The 19,876-nt window shown below is 41.5% G+C and carries 14 protein-coding genes; 7 read left to right on the top strand and 7 right to left on the bottom strand.

The window, feature by feature from the left end:
* The first annotated feature begins 261 nt into the window (after nucleotides 1-261).
* Together AC1MCB_RS07925 and AC1MCB_RS07930 are read left to right on the top strand one after the other, a co-directional pair.
* On the top strand, nucleotides 262-2,448 hold the full coding sequence (locus AC1MCB_RS07925) for a glutamine synthetase III family protein (RefSeq protein WP_479968206.1): 2,187 nt from the start codon (nucleotides 262-264) through the stop codon (nucleotides 2,446-2,448).
* 156 nt (nucleotides 2,449-2,604) lie between these two features.
* Nucleotides 2,605-3,783 carry an AIR synthase related protein gene (locus tag AC1MCB_RS07930; protein ID WP_479968207.1) on the top strand — a complete coding sequence of 393 codons (1,179 nt, stop codon included), beginning with the start codon at nucleotides 2,605-2,607 and terminating at the stop codon, nucleotides 3,781-3,783.
* Between the two features lie 11 nt (nucleotides 3,784-3,794).
* On the opposite strand, the gene AC1MCB_RS07935 is transcribed toward AC1MCB_RS07930, so the two are convergent.
* The 3 genes from AC1MCB_RS07935 to AC1MCB_RS07945 all read right to left on the bottom strand — a co-directional run bounded on the left by AC1MCB_RS07935 (nucleotide 3,795) and on the right by AC1MCB_RS07945 (nucleotide 9,913).
* The gene (locus AC1MCB_RS07935; protein WP_479968208.1) at nucleotides 3,795-4,310 is read right to left on the bottom strand and encodes a hypothetical protein; all 516 of its coding nucleotides are present in this window, start codon (nucleotides 4,308-4,310) and stop codon (nucleotides 3,795-3,797) included.
* Nucleotides 4,311-4,427: 117 nt separating this feature from the next.
* Nucleotides 4,428-6,638, bottom strand: coding sequence for a S46 family peptidase (locus AC1MCB_RS07940; RefSeq protein ID WP_479968209.1), 2,211 nt, complete (start codon nucleotides 6,636-6,638; stop codon nucleotides 4,428-4,430).
* Nucleotides 6,639-6,808: 170 nt separating this feature from the next.
* The gene (locus tag AC1MCB_RS07945; protein ID WP_479968210.1) at nucleotides 6,809-9,913 is read right to left on the bottom strand and encodes a TonB-dependent receptor; all 3,105 of its coding nucleotides are present in this window, start codon (nucleotides 9,911-9,913) and stop codon (nucleotides 6,809-6,811) included.
* A 221-nt stretch (nucleotides 9,914-10,134) separates the two neighbouring features.
* Between AC1MCB_RS07945 and lpdA the strand changes: the two genes are divergently transcribed.
* Nucleotides 10,135-11,523, top strand: coding sequence for a dihydrolipoyl dehydrogenase (gene lpdA, locus AC1MCB_RS07950; RefSeq protein ID WP_479968211.1), 1,389 nt, complete (start codon nucleotides 10,135-10,137; stop codon nucleotides 11,521-11,523).
* 335 nt (nucleotides 11,524-11,858) lie between these two features.
* Nucleotides 11,859-12,698, top strand: coding sequence for an MBL fold metallo-hydrolase (locus AC1MCB_RS07955; RefSeq protein WP_479968212.1), 840 nt, complete (start codon nucleotides 11,859-11,861; stop codon nucleotides 12,696-12,698).
* Between the two features lie 142 nt (nucleotides 12,699-12,840).
* On the opposite strand, the gene AC1MCB_RS07960 is transcribed toward AC1MCB_RS07955, so the two are convergent.
* Both AC1MCB_RS07960 and AC1MCB_RS07965 read right to left on the bottom strand, forming a co-directional pair.
* Nucleotides 12,841-13,257: a hypothetical protein gene (locus AC1MCB_RS07960; protein ID WP_479968213.1), complete on the bottom strand. Its 417-nt coding sequence runs from the start codon at nucleotides 13,255-13,257 to the stop codon at nucleotides 12,841-12,843.
* A gap of 81 nt (nucleotides 13,258-13,338) precedes the next feature.
* Nucleotides 13,339-14,325 carry an aldo/keto reductase gene (locus AC1MCB_RS07965; protein ID WP_479968214.1) on the bottom strand — a complete coding sequence of 329 codons (987 nt, stop codon included), beginning with the start codon at nucleotides 14,323-14,325 and terminating at the stop codon, nucleotides 13,339-13,341.
* Between the two features lie 152 nt (nucleotides 14,326-14,477).
* On the opposite strand from AC1MCB_RS07965, the gene AC1MCB_RS07970 reads away from it, so the two are divergent.
* Nucleotides 14,478-14,873, top strand: a complete 396-nt coding sequence (locus tag AC1MCB_RS07970; protein WP_479968215.1) for a hypothetical protein — start codon at nucleotides 14,478-14,480, stop codon at nucleotides 14,871-14,873.
* A 147-nt stretch (nucleotides 14,874-15,020) separates the two neighbouring features.
* Nucleotides 15,021-15,599, top strand: coding sequence for a GDP-mannose pyrophosphatase NudK (nudK, locus tag AC1MCB_RS07975; RefSeq protein ID WP_479968216.1), 579 nt, complete (start codon nucleotides 15,021-15,023; stop codon nucleotides 15,597-15,599).
* A 4-nt stretch (nucleotides 15,600-15,603) separates the two neighbouring features.
* Here the strand turns inward: nudK and AC1MCB_RS07980 are convergent, their stop codons facing one another.
* Together AC1MCB_RS07980 and AC1MCB_RS07985 are read right to left on the bottom strand one after the other, a co-directional pair.
* Entirely contained in the window at nucleotides 15,604-16,632 is a 1,029-nt protein-coding gene (locus tag AC1MCB_RS07980) for a S41 family peptidase (RefSeq protein ID WP_479968217.1), read from the bottom strand.
* A 233-nt stretch (nucleotides 16,633-16,865) separates the two neighbouring features.
* Nucleotides 16,866-18,161, bottom strand: coding sequence for a DUF5690 family protein (locus tag AC1MCB_RS07985; protein WP_479968218.1), 1,296 nt, complete (start codon nucleotides 18,159-18,161; stop codon nucleotides 16,866-16,868).
* 196 nt (nucleotides 18,162-18,357) lie between these two features.
* Here AC1MCB_RS07985 and AC1MCB_RS07990 point away from each other — a divergent pair, with 196 nt between their 5' ends.
* Nucleotides 18,358-19,497: a DmpA family aminopeptidase gene (locus tag AC1MCB_RS07990; protein WP_479968219.1), complete on the top strand. Its 1,140-nt coding sequence runs from the start codon at nucleotides 18,358-18,360 to the stop codon at nucleotides 19,495-19,497.
* Nucleotides 19,498-19,876: the final 379 nt, after the last annotated feature.

Raw genomic sequence — 19,876 nt, forward strand, 5'->3', positions numbered from 1 at the left:
AAAAACAGCCTTGGATACTGACTTAATGATGTCGCAGTTTAAAGACATTAATGGCAGCATGGAATCATTTGGAATGATTAAATTATCAAAGCATGGTTAACCGACCTTATTCCTCAATCTTAATAAAAGGACTTATTTTTTAGCTTTTTTGTATAAAAATCGGTTTTTTATGATTTTTTTGATAACTTTTTCAATATTTAACGTAAAAATTAGAATCAATCACCTACTTTTGTCATGATTCATCAAAAAAACAGACCCAATATGCCAACTTTAAGATTTCAGGCTTTAAACGCCGTGCTTTCCAGAACAATCCCTGAAGTAAAACCTCCATCATCAAAAATCTCAGATTTTTACGGAGTAAATGTTTTTGATAAAAAGAAAATGAAAGATTTCTTATCAAAAGAAGCATTCATAAGTCTTAACAACTCGATTGATCTGGGAGAGTCTCTTCACAGGGAGGTTTCAGACCAGGTAGCGTCAGCCATGAAAGCATGGGCTATGGCAAAAGGTGCAACACATTATACACACTGGTTTCAGCCCCTAACCGGTACCACCGCCGAAAAACACGACTCATTTTTCGAGCCTACGAGCGATGGCTCAGCAATAGAACATTTTTCAGGTGATGCACTTGTTCAGCAAGAGCCGGATGCATCCAGTTTCCCTAGTGGTGGAATTCGTAATACTTTTGAAGCCCGTGGATACACTGCCTGGGATCCTTCTTCACCAGCGTTTATTATTGAAAGTGCTTCTGGCAAAACCTTATGTATACCAACTGTTTTCGTATCGTATACTGGCGAAGCACTTGATTACAAAGCACCGCTGTTGAAAGCTCTTTCTGCCCTCGATAAAGCTTCTACAGACGTTTGTCATTATTTTGATAAATCGATAGAAAAGGTAAATGCCTCATTGGGAATTGAGCAAGAGTATTTTCTTGTCGATACCGCTTTATTTCATGCCCGCCCGGACTTATCCATGACTGGCCGCACGTTGTTCGGTCATATGTCAGCTAAAGGCCAGCAACTGGAAGATCATTACTTCGGAACGATTCCGGAGCGTGTGTATGCTTACATGCTTGACTTTGAAACCGAGGCTTTAAAGTTGGGTATTCCTCTGAAAACGCGTCACAATGAGGTAGCCCCTTCGCAGTTTGAATGTGCGCCTATCTACGAAGAAATTAACCTGGCAATTGATCACAATCAATTACTGATGGACCTAATGGACAAAGTAGCCAAGCGTCACCATTTTAAAGTGTTATTACATGAGAAACCTTACGCCGGTATTAACGGTTCCGGAAAACATAACAACTGGAGTTTAATTACCAACACAGGCAAGAACCTTTTGTCACCCGGAAAAACTCCGAAGAACAACCTGATGTTCTTAACCTTCTTTGTAAATATTGTGCGTGCAGTTCACGAACATGCAGACCTTTTGCGTGCTTCAATTGCTTCGGTAAATAATGATCACCGCTTAGGTGCTAACGAAGCCCCGCCGGCAATAATCTCAATTTTCCTGGGAAGTCAGTTGAATGAAGTACTTGATGAAACTGAAACCTCAAGAGTAACTAAAAAGGTGAAGGAAGATCCTAATCTATGGCACGGAATCCCTAAAGTACCTAGTATCCTGCTTGACAATACAGATCGTAATCGTACTTCTCCTTTTGCTTTCACTGGTAATAAGTTTGAATTTCGTGCAGTCGGATCTTCGGCTAACTCTTCCGCGCCAATGACCATCCTGAACACCATCGTTGCTGATCAGTTGGTTAAATTTAAGGTCGAGGTAGATAAGCTGATCAAAAAAGGTGACAAAAAAGATCTTGCCATCTTAACCATTGTTAAGAAATACATCAAAGAATCCCGGAATATCCGTTTCGAGGGAAATGGTTACAGTGAGGAGTGGGAAAAAGAGGCTGCAGAACGGGGATTGTCGAATATTAAAACTACTCCAAAAGCCCTTGATGCATATATCAGTGAGAAATCTATAGAATTGTTTGAAAAGAACGCCGTTTTCAATAAGCGCGAGATCCATGCCCGTCATGATATCTTATTGGAGAGTTTTTACAAAAAACTGCAGATCGAAGCTCGGGTAATGGGTGAAATGATTAAAACCAGCATTATTCCCGCTGCTATTGCTTATCAAAGCAAACTCGTTGAAAGTGTCTGCGGTTTAAAGGAGATCGGCTTAAAACCGGAAAGCTACAAGGCGCAGCTTGAAATAATCAATGCGTTAGCTCTTCACATCAATTTTATCAAAACAAACGTTGATGAAATGATCGAAGAACGTAAAAAAGCTAATGTCATTGAAGATACCAGGGAGAAATCCATTGCTTATGATGAGAAGGTGAAAAGCTATTTTGAGCCACTTCGCTACCACGTAGACAAAATTGAACAATTGGTTGATGATGAATCATGGCCATTACCTAAGTTCAGGGAATTATTGTTTATTAAATAGATTTGAGAAATTAGATTTTAGATAAAGTTCTGCTTCGGCGGAACTTTATTGTTTTATGACAAACCCGAACATGTCTATTAAGACAAGTTCCAGGCTATAACGACAATCTCAAATCTCATGTCTTACATCTCAAGTCTTAAACCTAAATTTGTCGCCATGTCTGATCTCAAATACAACCAGCGCGGCGTATCTGCCGGTAAAGAAGATGTTCATAATGCTATTAAAAATATTGACAAGGGCATTTTCCCTAAAGCTTTCTGCAAGATAATTCCTGATATCCTGGGTGGTGATGCAGACTGGTGTAACATTATGCATGCTGACGGTGCCGGTACAAAATCATCATTGGCTTATATTTACTGGAAGGAAACCGGCGATCTATCCGTATGGCGTGGTATTGCACAGGATGCTATCATCATGAATCTTGATGATTTGCTTTGCATTGGTGCGACAGATAACATTCTGCTTTCATCTACCATCGGGCGAAACAAAAACCTAATTCCCGGAGAAGTAATCGCAGAGATCATCAACGGCACTGAAGACATTCTTTCAGAGCTTCGTGATCTCGGTATCGGCATCTACTCAACGGGCGGCGAAACCGCAGATGTGGGCGATATTGTGCGCACGATCATCGTAGATTCTACGGTGACTTGCCGGATGAAAAGGGAGGATGTTATCTCAAATGATCGCATTCAGGCAGGAGATGTAATCGTTGGTTTATCTTCATCTGGTCAGGCATCTTATGAAACTGAATACAATGGCGGTATGGGATCAAATGGCCTTACATCAGCCCGTCATGATGTATTCCATAAATATGTCGCTGATAAATATCCGGAGAGCTATGACCCTTCAGTTCCCTATGAACTGGTTTTTGCTGGAAATAAAAAGCTTACAGATAAAATAGAGGTAGAAAGCGGTTTAACGGTCGATGCAGGAAAGTTAGTACTCTCTCCTACCCGTACGTATGCACCGGTTGTTAAACAGATCTTGGAAAAATACCGCAGTCAAATAAATGGCATGGTTCATTGCAGTGGCGGAGCACAAACCAAAATACTGCACTTTATCGATAACCTGCATATCATCAAAGACAACCTCTTCCCGGTGCCACCGCTTTTTAAGCTGATCAGGGATCAATCAGACACTGCTTGGGAGGAAATGTATAAAGTCTTCAATATGGGTCACCGAATGGAGTTCTACGTGCCTGAAGAGATCGCACAAACAATTATCGATATTTCACAGTCATTCAATATTGAAGCGCGAATTGTTGGTCGTGTAGAGCAAGCAGATACAAAGCAAGTAACTATCCGTTCCGAGTTCGGAGAATTTGTTTACCATTAGGCAAGGTCAGTCTATTTATCTGGATTAACCTCCATTGACCAGCCTCTATCTAAATGGTTCTTTATCCGGTTCGGGAAAATAGCGTTCTTTAAAGCGGTTGTCACTGTTTGTGTGCCTGCGGCAGATAAGAAAGTTAGGGCGGTCGGTACGCTGGCTTCGCTGATAATGGCGGCCACAGCGCCCGTTATGCCAACTCCTGCAACTCCGTATATAATCTCGGCAGTTGGCCTAAAGTTAGAGTAACGCCGGAAACCTGTGATATCCCGAATAATTATTGTTTGTTCTGGCCCCTTCTTCTTCAGGAATTTTTTGAGAGGTGAAATATGAATGATGCTATCGCCTATAGCCAATACCGTCCCCTCTATTTCCTGAGGTTGTTCCATATACCCTTCATAACTGAGTCGGACTAAATCTTTCTGACTAATGGAGATCGTCTCGCCGTTGTCTACATTTATGAAGACCAATTTATTCTGAGCATTTGCAGAAACGCTCACGCAAAAAGCGATAATGAGCAGAAGATAGTTCATAAAATCAGTTTGAACATTCAAGTTACAGAATATTCAAACGTTGAAGCACATCACCTTTAAAAAAGAAGCCCCCTTAAACATATAGCTTGAGGGGACTTCTTTAAATCGTTTAAGAGCCTACTTAGACTTCATGATCAACTTACTCTTATCAACCGGAATTTTCTCCCTGCGGATATCAAGTTCATTAATAATATTCTTAGCCCCGCCTAACACGTCGATACACCATAATACAAAACGGGCATCAACAGAAATAGTACGCTTGTAGTTCTTATCAAAAGCGATATCACCGCTCATTGCCTCCCAGTTGCCATCAAAAGCCAAACCCATTAGCTCGCCGTTACCGTTGATAACCGGTGAACCCGAGTTACCGCCTGTAATATCATTATTAGATATGAAATTGACAGGCAGCGTACCATTCTCCCCATACTCGCGGAAATCGCGTTTTGCATAAGCGTCAAGCAATGATTGAGGAAGATCGAACTCGTCATCACCTTTCTGGTATTTAGCTACCATCCCGTCAATATCAGTTGTGATATCATAAGTGATCCCGTCCTTAGGTGAATAGTTCTGTACCTGTCCGTATGAAATACGCATCGTCGAATTTGCATCAGGATAAATTAATTTCCCTTTATTATTTGCAAGCATCGCTTTTAAATACAAGTTATCCAGTTTGTTTTTCGCAGCAGCGAAATCGGTGGTGATGCTACCGAAGTTATTCTTAATGTATTCCTGAGGATTTAAATTCTTCGCATACTCATAACCTGGGTCTTTTTCAAGGGCAGCCATATTGGGATTGGTAAGGAATGTACGCAATTTAGCCGGATCTATCAGGCTGCTGTTTGCCCATAGATAGTCAGCATAGTTTTTAAACGTTGCTTCCGGTGAACCCTTCCAGTATTTTTCGGCAATTGTGGTAATAAACTTAGGATGTTGAGATTTAGGAACATCATTGTAAAAAGAAGCTAGTAGCTGTGCAAATATTTTTTTATCAGCAATCTCGTTGTAAGTTTCCTGATAGGTATTTACCATGCTGTTTAAATTCTCTTTAACACGCGCAATATATGCTTCATCATCTTTCTTCTCTGTCATAGCATTAAAAGCGCTGCCTAGCTGCGAAGCATTTCGCGCCCATGGAGACGCAAGCAGGCCTTCGCTAAGGTAAGTTAAATGCACTGCATAAGGCTCGTAAGCGGCGTACGCTTTTTTGTACTCATCCATCAAGCCTGCATAAACAGAATCAGATTTAACCGATGCAGTGAATTTGGCTTCTTGTTTTTGTTTCTCCTCGTAAATATTAAGACGTTTAAGCTGTTCGGTTTGACCTATATAATATTTCCAGTAATTGGCAATCTGTGCGTACAAAGAAGATAGCTTTAAACGTGTATCTACACTTTTATCCATTTCTTCTTTCCATGCCTTCAACCGAATGTCACGAAGCTTAACGGTAGTCGGATTGGTTTTTTCAGTTGCCAGTGCTACACCGTATGAGGTCAAATAGCGGTCTGTACGGCCCGGAAATCCGTAAACCATCGCGAAATCATTGTTTTTAATCGGTTTTATTGACACCGGTAAGAACTTTTTCGGAGTATAAGGTTTATTGCTGGCGCTGTAAGCAGCAGCTTTGTTGTCAGCACCCGCATACACTCTGAAGATCGAGAAGTCACCGGTATGACGTGGCCATTCCCAATTGTCTGTATCACCACCAAACTTACCAATAGACTGCGGTGGAGCACCTACCAGGCGAATATCTGTAAAGCGGTCGTAAACGAATAATAAAAACTGATTAGCCTTATAGACATCCTTCACTTCTGCCTCAGAGGTTGTACCCGATGTAGCATCAGCCGAAAGCTTTTTACTAATCTCGGCTATTTTAGCAGCTCTTTCACCATCCGTAACACCAGCCAGTGCTGCTGTTACTTTAAGAGTGACATCTTCCATGCGCACCAGGAAACGTACAAACAGTCCGGGTATGGCTTTTTCTTCAGCATGAGATTTAGCATAAAATCCGTTATCAAGAATGTTATTTTCCGGAGTTGAATTAGATGCTACTGCATTATATCCACAATGGTGGTTGGTAAAGATCAATCCGTTTTTAGATACGATCTCACCAGTACAAAATCCGCCGAAAGAAACGATGGCGTCTTTAATGCTGGCTTTGTTTACACTATACAGATCTTCAGGGGTTAGCTTAAAGCCCTGTTTTTTCATCTGCTCGTAATTTTTACCGATAAGCATCGGCAGCCACATACCTTCATCTGCCTTGGCCATATTGCCCATCAGGAGGACAAAAACCAACAGCATAGAAGCTATAAGTTTCATTTTTTTCATGTTTTAATTATTAGTTGTAATAAGAATCCAGTCAATGGATATCTGTATAAATTTTTTGGTCTGCGAAGATAAGCAAGCAGACATAGTGTATTGTTATTTAATCTTCAAATTTTGAGCCATAAAAAAACCCGCTCCTGTTAAGGGCGGGTTTTTTTAACCTAGAAGCTAGACTAGTTAAAGATATATCTAACACCAAACTGTGCAGCCCAACGTGAACGGATTTGGTCAACACCATAAGCAGTTCCCCCAGCCGGAGTTCTGAAAGTGTAACCACCACCGTTGCTTGATGAGTAATTGATTAATGTACTGGCGTTGTTACCCAATGAGTAAGCTCTGCCCCAATCTTTATTTATCAAATTACCTACGTTAAACACGTCAACAGATAACTGAATCTTGTTTGCGTTAGCTCCAATCAAACCACCGAAATCTTGTAATAATCTCACATCAAAAGCATGTTCCCAAGGCATACGTGCACCAAAGCGCTCTGCGTACTGACCTCTTCTTCCACTCAGGTAAGAGTCATTTTCAATAAAAGTATTTAAAGCATCCCATTGCTCTGCAGGAGATAATGCAGGCAGTGTAGTTGTTGCTGGCAGTGGGTTAAGCTTGATCTCTGATGCGTTCCTAGGAATGTACATCAAGTCATTCTGATTAGCACCATCACCGTTCAAGTCACCAAAATAAAGATAACTTACAGGCTCACCAGATCTTCCGGCATAGAATGCAGCGATTGAAGTTCCGAATAATTTTCCTTTACCGTATTTAACGCCGTAGCTTAAGCTACCAACAAAGCGATGACGAATATCAAATCTGGAGAAAGACGTTTCAGCATCGTTTGGATTTAAAACGATTTGATTGAACTGCCAGTTAGAACGTGCCGTTGAGCTGGTACCACTATTCTTATCTAAAGCCTCACCATAAGTATAAGCAATCGATGCATTTAAACCAAACATAAACGACTTCTGCATCTGAGCGGTTAGTGAATATGAAGATCCAGCGCTTGTGTTAGTCAATAGAATTGCATTGGTAACCGTAGAGTTTACTTTGCCACCATAAGTTGGTCTTAAATCGTTACCTCCGCTAAGTGCAGGGTTTAGTGTTCCTCTAACACCCTGAATATTGATATCAGAGTACTCGATATTATTTAGAGTTTTATTATAGATCGCTTCTAAAGTAGTTACGATGCCACCAGGCAATTTGAAGTCAGCAGCAAGATTACTACGGAACGTCTGTGGCAACTTAAAGTTATCAGAGATTAAGTTTAACTCATAAGTGCTTTGTGTACCACCTGCAGTCGACTGCTGATTAGGGTCAGGTTGAAAGGCTGTTGGGTTGTTCTGGAATACTGTTCCGAACAAAACACCATTGTTGGTAAACTGATTTGAAAGCCATACAAACGGAACACGTCCGGTAAAGATACCTGAACCACCACGGAATTGAAGGCTTCTGTTACCAAACGGATCAAAGTTGAACCCTATACGTGGAGACACCAATGGTCTGCTTTTAGGAGTAACATCTGTTCTGTAACCAAAAGCAGTCTCAGCCAAAACATTTCTTTCTGGCTTGTCTCCAAAAACAGGAATATCAATACGTAAACCGGCAGTTAATTTCAATTCCGGAGAAACCTGGATTTCATCCTGGGCATAAAAACCTAATTGCGCAGCGCTAAAGCGAGCTTCACCTGGATTATCAGTTAACGGATAAGTTGCTTCAACCCGGGCAGGCTTGGCAGCCATAAAATCAGCAAGGTTGTTAAACTGCCAGTAACCGTAACGATTGTTTACAAACAGGTTTCTGAATTTAAAAAACTCATTGTGTGTACCTACCGTAAATGTGTGGTTTCCTGCAAAGATCTTGAAGTTATTAGTCAGTTCGAAAATATCCTGATCTAACTGATTAGCAGTACTGCTACGCTCAGAACCAAAGTTGATCTGGTTTCCTGAACCGTTATAGTTGTTGATCTGTATATGCGGGAATAATGAACCTGATATTGAACGTGCATCACGAATTCTTGAATAACCTAACAACAAGTTATTTGACAAGTTCTGAGAGATACGGCTGCGTAATTCTAACACAGAAATGTTCTGATCGTTATTATTCCTTCCACCGTTATTACCGAACTTAAAGTTATTGTTTGAACGTGAAAACACATCATCAAACGCCTTGATGTAATTATGACGAAGCATTAACTGGTTTGCATTATTAATATTCCAGTCTAATCTTCCGAAAACTTTATCATTTTGCGTCTGACTATTTACTTCACCAAAACCACCAACATCATATCCGTAAGTAGTTTGTACGTAGTTAGCCAGGTTCTGAGCATCAGCTGTGGTTAAAAGGGAACCATTCTCGCCTGCATTTAATACGCTTGGAGTTTTAACGCGACCCAGCTCAGCGTTTACAAAAAAGAATAATTTGTCTTTTACGATTGGACCACCTACGCGGACACCATATTGATAATTGCTGAAATCATTTGACTTAACCCCATTCGGCTGCGTGCCTACTGTACCTTGATTTCTGCCAAAAGCATAAACAGAACCTTCAACTTTGTTAGTTCCAGAACGGGTAATAGCGTTTACACCGGCACCGGTAAAGTTTCCGTAAGTGATGTCGTAGGGCGCTAATACTACCTGAATCTCCTGAATTGCATCCAAAGAAATTGGCTGAGTATTAGAACCGCTTCCCGGAGTAATAGCCGAGCTTGAGGCAGCAAAAACATCATTGTTTACAGCGCCATCAATCGTGATATTGTTATAACGACTGTTTGCACCACCAAATGAGTTACCATTTGCCTGAGGAGTTAAACGGTAGTAATCACTTAATGATCTGCTCAACGTAGGTAAAGCTTCAATTTGTTCTCTGCTGATCGAAGTGGAAGCACCTGTTTTCTTATTGTTAAAAACTGCATCCTGAGTGCCTACAATAACAACTTCACTTAAGCTTACTCCACTTTGTTTCAAAACGACATTGAAATTAAATGGCTCGCCTAATTTTAAGCTAACGTTATTAAGAGTTTCGGGTTCGTAACCTAAATAGGTTACTGTAATGGTGTAGGGTCCGCCAACACGCATGTTTTGAATGCTAAAACGGCCGTCAGCATTGGTGGATGCTCCGTAGAAAGTTCCGGTTGGATCATGTATTGCCTTCACTGTCGCGCCAATTAAAGCTTCTTTTGAGTCTTTAACGGTACCAGTTAAACTACTCGTAGTCACCTGGGCAAACGTGCTGAATGCCGTCAGTAAGAGTACAAGAGTAGAAAGTAAAATTCTCTTCATAAAATTTGTTCTTTGCTGTTTTTTTAAATTTTGCGCAAATATAGAAACCATTTTTCTTAATTCATATTAAGATATTGTTAACAACCTCCTTATTTTTAGACATTTCCGTTTTAAGGTATATTATAAGGCGGCGGCCTTCGCTTATCAGCGGAAACATTTTTCACTAGCTGACTATTTTCTTAGATTTGGCGACAATTATTGAATCCTCACACATAGATTATATGAATTACGACATCATCGTTATTGGAAGCGGACCCGGCGGATACGTGGCAGCCATTCGTGCAGCTCAGTTAGGCCTCAAAACCGCTATTGTTGAACGCGAATCATTAGGAGGCATTTGCTTAAATTGGGGTTGTATTCCAACCAAAGCCTTGTTAAAAAGCGCCAACGTATTTGAGTATATCACCCACGCTGCCGATTACGGGATTACCGTTCAGGATTCAAAGGCGGATTTCGGTGCTATTATAAAGCGCAGTCGTGGTGTGGCTGATGGAATGAGCAAGGGTGTGCAGTTCCTGATGAAAAAGAATAAGATCGACGTCATCATGGGAACCGGTAAGATTAAAAAAGGCGGCAAGGTCGATGTAACGGCGGCTGATGGATCGGTAAAAGAGTATAGCGCAAAGAATACAATCCTGGCTACCGGTGGCCGCTCACGTGAATTGCCGAGCTTAAAGCAGGATGGAAAGAAAATAATTGGCTACCGCGAAGCAATGGTATTGCCTGAGCAGCCTAAATCAATGGTTGTTGTAGGTTCCGGCGCTATCGGCGTCGAGTTTGCCTACTTCTACAATGCTTTGGGTACCAAGGTAACAGTAGTAGAGTATCTTGATAACATCGTACCGGTAGAGGATGAAGATATATCCAAACAATTGTTGCGTAGTTTAAAGAAGGCGGGGATCACCATTATGACCAGCTCTAATGTTGAGTCTGTCGATACTTCTGGAAATGGCTGTAAGGTTCAGGTTAAAACGAAAGCCGGAACTGAAACCTTAGAATGCGACATCGTTCTTTCCGCGGTTGGTGTAACTGCCAACCTGGAAAACATTGGATTGGAAGAAGTTGGTGTTAAAACAGATAAAGGCCGTGTACTGGTTGATGATTTCTACAAAACCAATATCGAAGGCGTTTACGCTATTGGCGATATTGTAAAAGGTCAGGCCTTGGCTCACGTGGCGTCTGCCGAAGGAATTATCTGCGTTGAGAAAATTGCAGGTCATCACCCAGAGCCATTAGACTACAATAATATCCCTGGTTGTACGTATTGTTCACCGGAAATCGCTTCTGTAGGATATACGGAGAAGGCAGCCAAAGAAGCGGGTTATGAGATCAAAGTAGGTAAATTCCCTTTCTCCGCCTCGGGTAAAGCAAGTGCCGCCGGCACGAAAGACGGATTCGTAAAAGTGATCTTTGATGCCAAATACGGCGAATTCCTCGGCGCCCACATGATCGGGAACAACGTTACCGAGATGATCGCCGAAATAGTGGTTGCACGTAAGCTTGAAACTACCGGAATGGATATCGTTAAATCGGTACATCCCCACCCTACCATGAGCGAGGCCATTATGGAAGCCGCCGCTGATGCTTACGGCGAAGTGATCCATTTATAAATTTGGTTTAAATATTAACAGAAAGGGCCTGCGGAAATGCGGGCCTTTTTTGTTTAACATATTGAAGGAAAATACTTAGCTGGTACTGGTCTGGTTCGTAACAGGTCCGTGTCTTGCCGCTAAATTAGCGGCAAGACACGGATAAGACCTGAACAAGTCCTATACAATAGAGGGCTGAATTTACCTGCGCTACGGATTTTTTTGTTTTGCCCATGTACCAAACTCTACTGAAAAAGAATAAAACAATCGATCTTGGGAAATCTCCACATCATAAAAATTGTTAATCTTGTGTATTCATTGATTAATATCCTCGTCAAAATCATCAAACCAAACCTATGAATCTATACACCATTGATACCGGCTTATTTAAATTGGACGGCGGCGCGATGTTCGGCGTAGTGCCAAAAAGTATCTGGCAAAAGCTGAACCCGCCGGATGACAATAATATGTGCACCTGGGCTATGCGTTGCTTGCTGGTTGAAGACGGCGATCGGCTGATCCTGATAGATAATGGAATGGGTAATAAGCAGGACGAAAAGTTCTTCGGGCATTACTATTTGCACGGCGATGACACGCTCGATAAGTCGCTTGCAAAGCATGGCTTCTCTAAAAGCGATATCACCGATGTTTTTCTAACTCACCTGCATTTTGACCATTGCGGTGGCTCAATTATTCGCGAAGGCGAAAAGCTTAGACCCGCCTTTGATAATGCCATCTATTGGAGTAATGAGAAGCACTGGGACTGGGCGGTGAATCCAAACGATCGTGAAAAAGCATCATTCTTGAAAGAAAACATTCTTCCCATACAGGAAAGCGGACAGCTTCAATTTGTTGACACTGAAGATGGCGTAGCATTTACAGAAAGTATTAAGATCCGGTTCGCCTATGGGCATACCGATGCGATGATGCTTCCGCAGATCAACTATCGCGATAAAACAATCGTCTACATGGCTGATTTGCTGCCCTCTACTGCACATCTGCCTCTCCCCTATGTAATGGCTTATGATATGTTTCCGTTGCAGACCCTGATGGAGAAAAAAGCCTTTTTAAAAGAGGCTGTAGAAAACGACTATATTCTGTATTTCGAGCATGACGCGGTAAATGAGTGTTGCACACTGCAGCAGACCGAAAAAGGTGTTCGTGTGCAGGATACTTTTGCGTTGACCGAGATTTGATAAAGTGTATTGGGATGAGTGTATAAGCTGGCGAACATTAGTCGATACTCGATCTTACTCTAAGGAGTATTCTCATCTAAAATTATGGATCGAAAAGCACTACCAATTTGTGTTTCTGGGTTTAATTTACCATTTAAACAATTCAAAAATTCACCTTCAGAGTCAAGCCCTGGACTGATTTTAACTTCAGGGTGTTTTGCTCCTTGAGTAAAATTGGCTGACTACTGAGACTAATTTGACTTGTGCTGCGGCTTTCTTTACCGGCACTAATAAAAAAAGGAATACTGGCTAAGGCAACTACACCTCCGCCAATGGCTATATAGGTTCCGGTGAAATCAAAATTAAACCCCTCACGTTGATTTTCATGCAAAAGCTGAATGATACCGCCCACGGCAGCAACGCCAAGTCCCGTTCCTAACAAAATCCAACCTGTCGTTTTTTTTTCGTTTCTTTCTTTAGTGAGAAAATTGTTGTTAATTTTTACTCTGCTTACCAACTGCTGACAAAAGCCTTCTCCTACAAAGAAGAGTAATGCTATTAGAATAATAAATTTTCTCATATCAAACCGTTAGCTACTTAAATATACAGATTAAGCAGCATTTTTTTGAAAGCGTTTTGATTTTAAATTATTGTGATTCCGCTACACTTCTATAAACTCCGGTTTATTTCCCAGTAAACTGTCGATCTCGGCCATCACCTGATCATCGATTAACGGCAAGATCTCTAATGTTGTTAAATTCTCTTTTAATTGAGACGTTTTAGAAGCACCAAGGATCACTGTACTGACATTCGGATTTTTAAGGCACCAGCCCAGCGACAGTTTAACAACCGGAATACTCAAACGATCGGCGATACCTTTAAGACCTTTTACTTTCTGCAGATTCTCCGGTTTCAGCCAGCGTTCCTTCAGCCAGCCAATACTTTCTATCTGTGCGAATCGTGTATCGTTAGGGTCGGCTTCGTTGTACTTTCCGGATAATAAGCCTGAAGCTAATGGACTCCAGATCGTGGTACCCATTCCAAAGTCTCGAAATAACAACAGGAATTCCTTTTCCATCTTCTCCCGCCATAGCATATTGTATTGCGGCTGCTCCATCGTTGGAGGTACCAGATGGTTTTTAGCCGCAAAGTAATGCGCCTGCATTATCTCAGAAGCGGTCCACTCCGAGGTGCCCCAATAAAGAATCTTGCCCTGTTGAATTAATTGATTCATGGCCCAAACAGTCTCCTCAATCGGAGTATTCTGATCAGCACGATGGCAGAATAGCAAATCCAGATGATCAAGCTGCAAACGCTTTAGCGCGTTATGCGTACCTTCAAACAAATGCTTTTTAGAAAGGCCGGTCATGTTTGGCTTTTTCTCTTCAGCACCAAAATAGATCTTACTGGAAACGATATAAGAACTGCGGTCCCAATTTTTCTTTTTAAGGATATTACCCATAACTATCTCTGACTTACCCCCGGCATAACCTTCGGCATTATCAAAGAAGTTCACCCCGCTGTCATAAGCGATATCCATCAATTCTTCAGCAACGCTGTCCTCAATTTGATGTCCAAAAGTCAGCCAGCTGCCTAATGACAAGGCGCTTACCTGTAATCCTGATTTTCCTAAACGACGATATTCCATATAAATCAACTAAACTGGTAAAACATATAACCGGCTTTAAAAATAAGATTTGTTTCTTAACTTAAAGGGTAAAATGCAGAAACAACCTATTGAACTTGAATGAGCGAGCAAGTACCTCCATAATTTATTACTTTACTGAAAAATTTATCCAGATGAGAAAGCTTTTATTAATCTTCTGTCTAGGCAGTATCTCCTATGCAGCTTCAGCTCAGGAATACAAAGTTGTAACCATAGTCGAGTCGATTGTACCTGCCGGATTGGGTAGATCCCGCATTATTGAAAACAAAACCGATGTCAATGTAAATGACTTTACTACCGAAAGAGTTAACGGTAAAGAAAGCGAGCAAAGCAATGTTAAACGGAGCAACGTTAAAATAGATACGTTCTCAGAAACTAAGTTGCTTAACTTCTTTAGTATTGGAGGTATCAACTTTCAAAACATTGCTTCCAATGATGCAGTGATCACCTCAAAAATGAATGAGCTGGGTAAAGAAGGATGGAAACTGGCATTTGTAACCAGCGGAGTAGAAAGTAACGCGGGTACCTAGGATGGAGAAGGAATTTTTATCACCCGCTTGGTTTTTAGCAGGCCTGATAAATAAGACTATTGAAATTATCTACCTTAATTATTGAAAGTTTACTAAACCTTACATTAACCTTTGTTTGATTTTTCATCCTGTTAAATTCATCTGCAATTGATCGATAACATAAAGATACTAGGCACCGAAATATTATCCGACAACTGGTACACGTTAAAAAAAATCACGTACGAGTATTCTAAAAAGAATGGTTCAACTCAAACACAAACCAGGGAAGTTTATGACCGAGGTAACGGCGCGACGATTTTACTATATAATAAAGAAGATAAGACGGTCATCTTAACCCGGCAATTTCGGCTACCCACGTTTGTGAATAAAAATCAGTCCGGCATGTTGATTGAGGCCTGCGCCGGCTTGCTGGATAAGGACAATCCGGAAGATTGTATAAGACGGGAAACTACTGAAGAAACAGGTTACCAGGTTACCGAGGTTCGAAAAGTATTCGAAGCTTACATGTCTCCGGGCTCAGTGACGGAAATCCTGCACTTTTTTATTGGAGCCTATGACAGCTCAATGAAACAACACGATGGCGGCGGCTTAGATCATGAAGAAGAAAACATTGAAGTTCTTGAAATGAAGATCGATCAGGCTATGGAGATGATTCGATCCGGAGAGATTAAAGATGCCAAAACGATCATGCTCTTGCAGTATGTCAAATTGAATAAGATTCTTTAAGTGCTCATTTTGAAGTTTCTTTTTCGTGGTTATTGAGAATTTCCAGATATTGCTTTTTAATAAAGGGATCTTTTGCAGATTGATAAATTGCTTTAAGCGCCAGCGTCTGGGCTTTTCGCAGTGCATGCGCTGGACTGGTTTCAACCTCGGGAACAACACCCTTTCCTTCCCAGTTAGTTTTGGTAATTGGGTTTTGTACACGGCCTGTCGGAATAAAGAAATCAATCCTGGTTCCATCAGCGAAGGTGTAGACAGGAACAGTTCCGCCGGGATTGGCTCCCCCACCTGTGCGTTCGCCAACTATCGTAACTCTCTTTAGCGCCTGGAGATCGTAAGCAAACTCCTCGGCAGAGGAAAAAGTTCCTTTGTCTGTAAGTAAGTAAACCGGCTTGTCTAAATATCGCGGACCACTTAATTTATTGATCGTTCGGATAGTATCCACACGTTCGTTCCACGTTATCGTAACCAGGTGTATTGAATCAGCAGGAAGTAAATAACTGCTGACACCATTGGATAGCATCCCACCTCCGTTTCCTCTCAGATCGATAATTAATGCCTGTGTGTTAGCAACAAAAGTAAAGGCCGAAGGTAATAGGTTATCCATAGATCCGAATGCCTGTATTTTCATAAAACCAATATCACCCGGAAGAATCTCCAATGCGGTTAATCCATTATTTAAGAAACGGGGATTTAAGAGATGCCAGGGGACATTCTGAGCAGATTCGCCCATCTTTGTAGTTTCCTTTTCTCTGATAAAAAAATTAAGATGACCGTCACGGGTTAAGTGTTTGAAATCTGCAGCCAGTGAATCGGTAAATTCCTTTCTTCCCGTAATAGCCCTATACCTTCCCGAAGCCCATTGCTCATCGAGGTAATCAACAGTTGGCGCTATCTTTTCCTTGAAGTGATAGGTTTTGGAAAATTCCTGCTTTGCCCGGTTGAATATTGCCTCCTTCTCCTGGTCGCTTATCGTTTGTGCTGATAGACTACTGCATGTAAAAAACAGTATTGCTGTTATCACTTTAGTTTTCATAGCGTCGAAGTTTCTAATTATGACCTGCTTATCAAACTCCAGGTTACACCATACAAGGAAACGTCAGGTAAATCAAGAGGAGATTAGCCGATGCTCCTAAACAATTTCACCCAGATTATTGGACGTACTAATAAGTTAAGAAATATTATAAAATGGTCCGCTGACTATTTTAAAAAACATTAAGAAGATACAACCGCTTACCTGGGCAATCAAGTTTTCCAAACTCCTTTATGCTATAGTCTCCGCTGGCCTACCAAATCTTTTGTTTTAATCATAGCATACTTCCTTCCGAAATAGACCATCGAAAAAACAGTAAGCAAAATCCCGATTGCTGAGAGCCCAATTACACTGTTTGAAAAGAAGGTGACCCAGTTTAGCTGCACCTTAAAGATCTCTTTGCTAAACAAAACCCCCACGCTGCCGACATAGCCAACGGAATCGGCCACGTAAATCAGAAAGCCGACATTGCCTGTGTATTTGAAGGTTGAGATCAACCTGTCGAAGAATACGGCATTGAAGGGAATATAGACCATGTACAAACCCAACCCGACAAGCATCATCCACCAGATAGGTTCGATTGAACTAGCCGTAAAAACCAGTGTCGATGCTCCGGCAACAGTAAATCCAATCAGAATAAATACATGAGCAGTTTGCAGAGCCCTATAATTATTTTTTATGAGCACCATGCTTCCAATCAAGACCAGGATGATCAGCGTTATCGGAGTTTCAGTCTTTGAAAATATAGCCGGCTGATTGAAGTAACCCAGCTCTTTCCACATCTCTGCACTAAAGTTATCACGGATATCCCTGAAAATGGTTGCAAAAGAATAGATCAGAACACAAGCTGCTATGCCCGGAAGAAATTGTTTCAAAAAGGCTTTGCGATTTGCTTCGGTCATCGGCAGGCGTTCTGACCGTAGTTCGATGTCCTCTTCACTCGGAGATGGAATTTTTTCCATCAGGTACACAAAGAACAGCAGGGGCAGCGCAAACACTAATCCCGTATAGAATGGCACCCAGAATTCTGAAACGCCAAAAGTCACCATTAACCAGGCACCTACAGACTTTACAAACCCGGAAGCGAAGATGAAACTTACCGCCAGCGTTGCGCCAATAAAATCAGTACTTCTACGACCCTCCACATAGGAAAAGACAACTCCCCAGAGCATTCCTAAAGGAAAACCATTTATTAAAAGGAAAATAATATTGTAAGGGACGGGGACAATGGCAAAAAACAACCAGCTCATCCAGGAGATACCTGTTAGAATTAGAATAATAGTACCCCGCCCTGTCCGTCTTAGTTCTGAAATATATTTAATGCCGTAGAATTTGGCCAGCATGTAGCCTAAAACCTGGCTTATCACTAATATAGTTTTATAGCTATAACCCGCGATTTCAATCCCGTCAAAAGTGGCTACAGTAAAGGATTTCCTGAAACCAAAGATCATGGTATAAGCCAGGAACACGACAACCGCTGCATAAATACCTACTTTTAACCGGCTATGTTGCTTCAAAATTATATCAGACATATTATTTATTTACTTTGTTAGAATGTAATTCCGTTGGAATGTAATTATTCGCATCGGAATTTCATACATTCTCAACTGTATCAGAAATAGGATGATGTTTACACATTTGAATAACCTACTTTTCGGGAATCTAATCTTGCGTAAGCAATAATCAATTTAATCTATCGGACAGTAAACTAGTATCAATTAATACCATATGCAAGTTCGTCTCATCCCATTCTTGTTACTAATCTTAGGCACATCCAGCCAGCTTTGCGCTCAATCCCGTGATCGCGTGAGCAGCTTTAATATCAACATTGGCGTGTTACCGAAAGGCAAGCTTAACGCTATCACCGACGTAGCAGGCGTTAAGGTGGGACATCTGACATTGATAAAAGACGATTCCATCAGAACAGGTGTAACAGCTATCCTCCCGCACAGTGGAAATTTGTTCCAGCAAAAGGTTCCTGCAGCCATTTATGTAGGCAACGGATTCGGTAAACTCGCTGGAATCACCCAGGTGAAGGAATTGGGTAACCTGGAGTCTCCAATTATTTTGACGAATACGTTAAGCGTTGCTACCGCAATAGATGCAGCTATTACACATAGTCTTTCTCAAAAGGGAAATGAAAATATCGCGTCGGTAAACGCCGTGGTGGGCGAAACAAACGACAGCTATCTGAATGATATTCGTGGCCGTCATATTTCACCTGCACATGTGCTGCAAGCTATTTCGGCCGCTAAGGAGGGCCCGGTAGCAGAGGGTAATGTGGGCGCCGGTACAGGCACCGTTTGTTTTGGTTTTAAGGGAGGTATAGGCACTTCCTCCCGGGTTATTCCTAAAAGCCTGGGTGGTTATACCGTTGGGGTACTTGTACAGACCAATTTTGGTGGAGTTCTTCAGGTAGACGGTGTTCCGATAGGCGAAGAATTAAAAAAGTACTACCTAAGCGACAAGTTAAATGATCCGGCTGATGGAAGCTGTATGATTGTAGTTTCAACTGATGCACCCCTGGATGCGAGGAACCTCGAACGGCTGGCTAAAAGAGCATTTATGGGCCTTGCAAAAACAGGCGGCATTGCCAGCAACGGCAGCGGTGACTATGTGATTGCTTTTTCAACCGATACATCTTTAAGGGTACCTCATAATTCTGATAGCATAATGCAGCGGCAAAACATCCTGAATAACGATGCTATGTCGCCTTTGTTCATGGCGGCAATTGAAGCCACTGAAGAAGCTATACTTAACTCTATTTTCATGGCCGAAACGATGAAAGGAAAAAACGGCAGAACCGTTGAAGCCCTGCCCCTTGACAAAGTGATTCATCTACTCAAAAAACATAAACGCATTAAATAGTTTAGGTGTAATGGGTTTTTAGGAACTATCTAAACAGGAAAGGGCAGAACTGGTCATTCGTATCAGCAATCAACTCATAGATGGTCTGCGAAATTCAGAATCTGGCAAAACCAAGCTTTTCTTCGCCAATGATGACACATACATCCGGAAATCAGCCTATCTGTCTGTTGGGAGAATCTATTTTACACATACTCTTCATCAATCCTCAATCATCAGTTTACTTGATACCCTATTGCTTGAGGAATAATTCAAGATCCGCCAGACGGCTATCAACGCCGCAGGAGAGAAATCGGCAGGAAAGAATTCGCCATTGTTGAGCACTTTTTTGACAAAGGGCTATTTGATAATCATCACTCGGTCAGGAACGCGGTGATAGGCT

It is taken from the genome of Daejeonella sp. AP26, assembly GCF_056680515.1.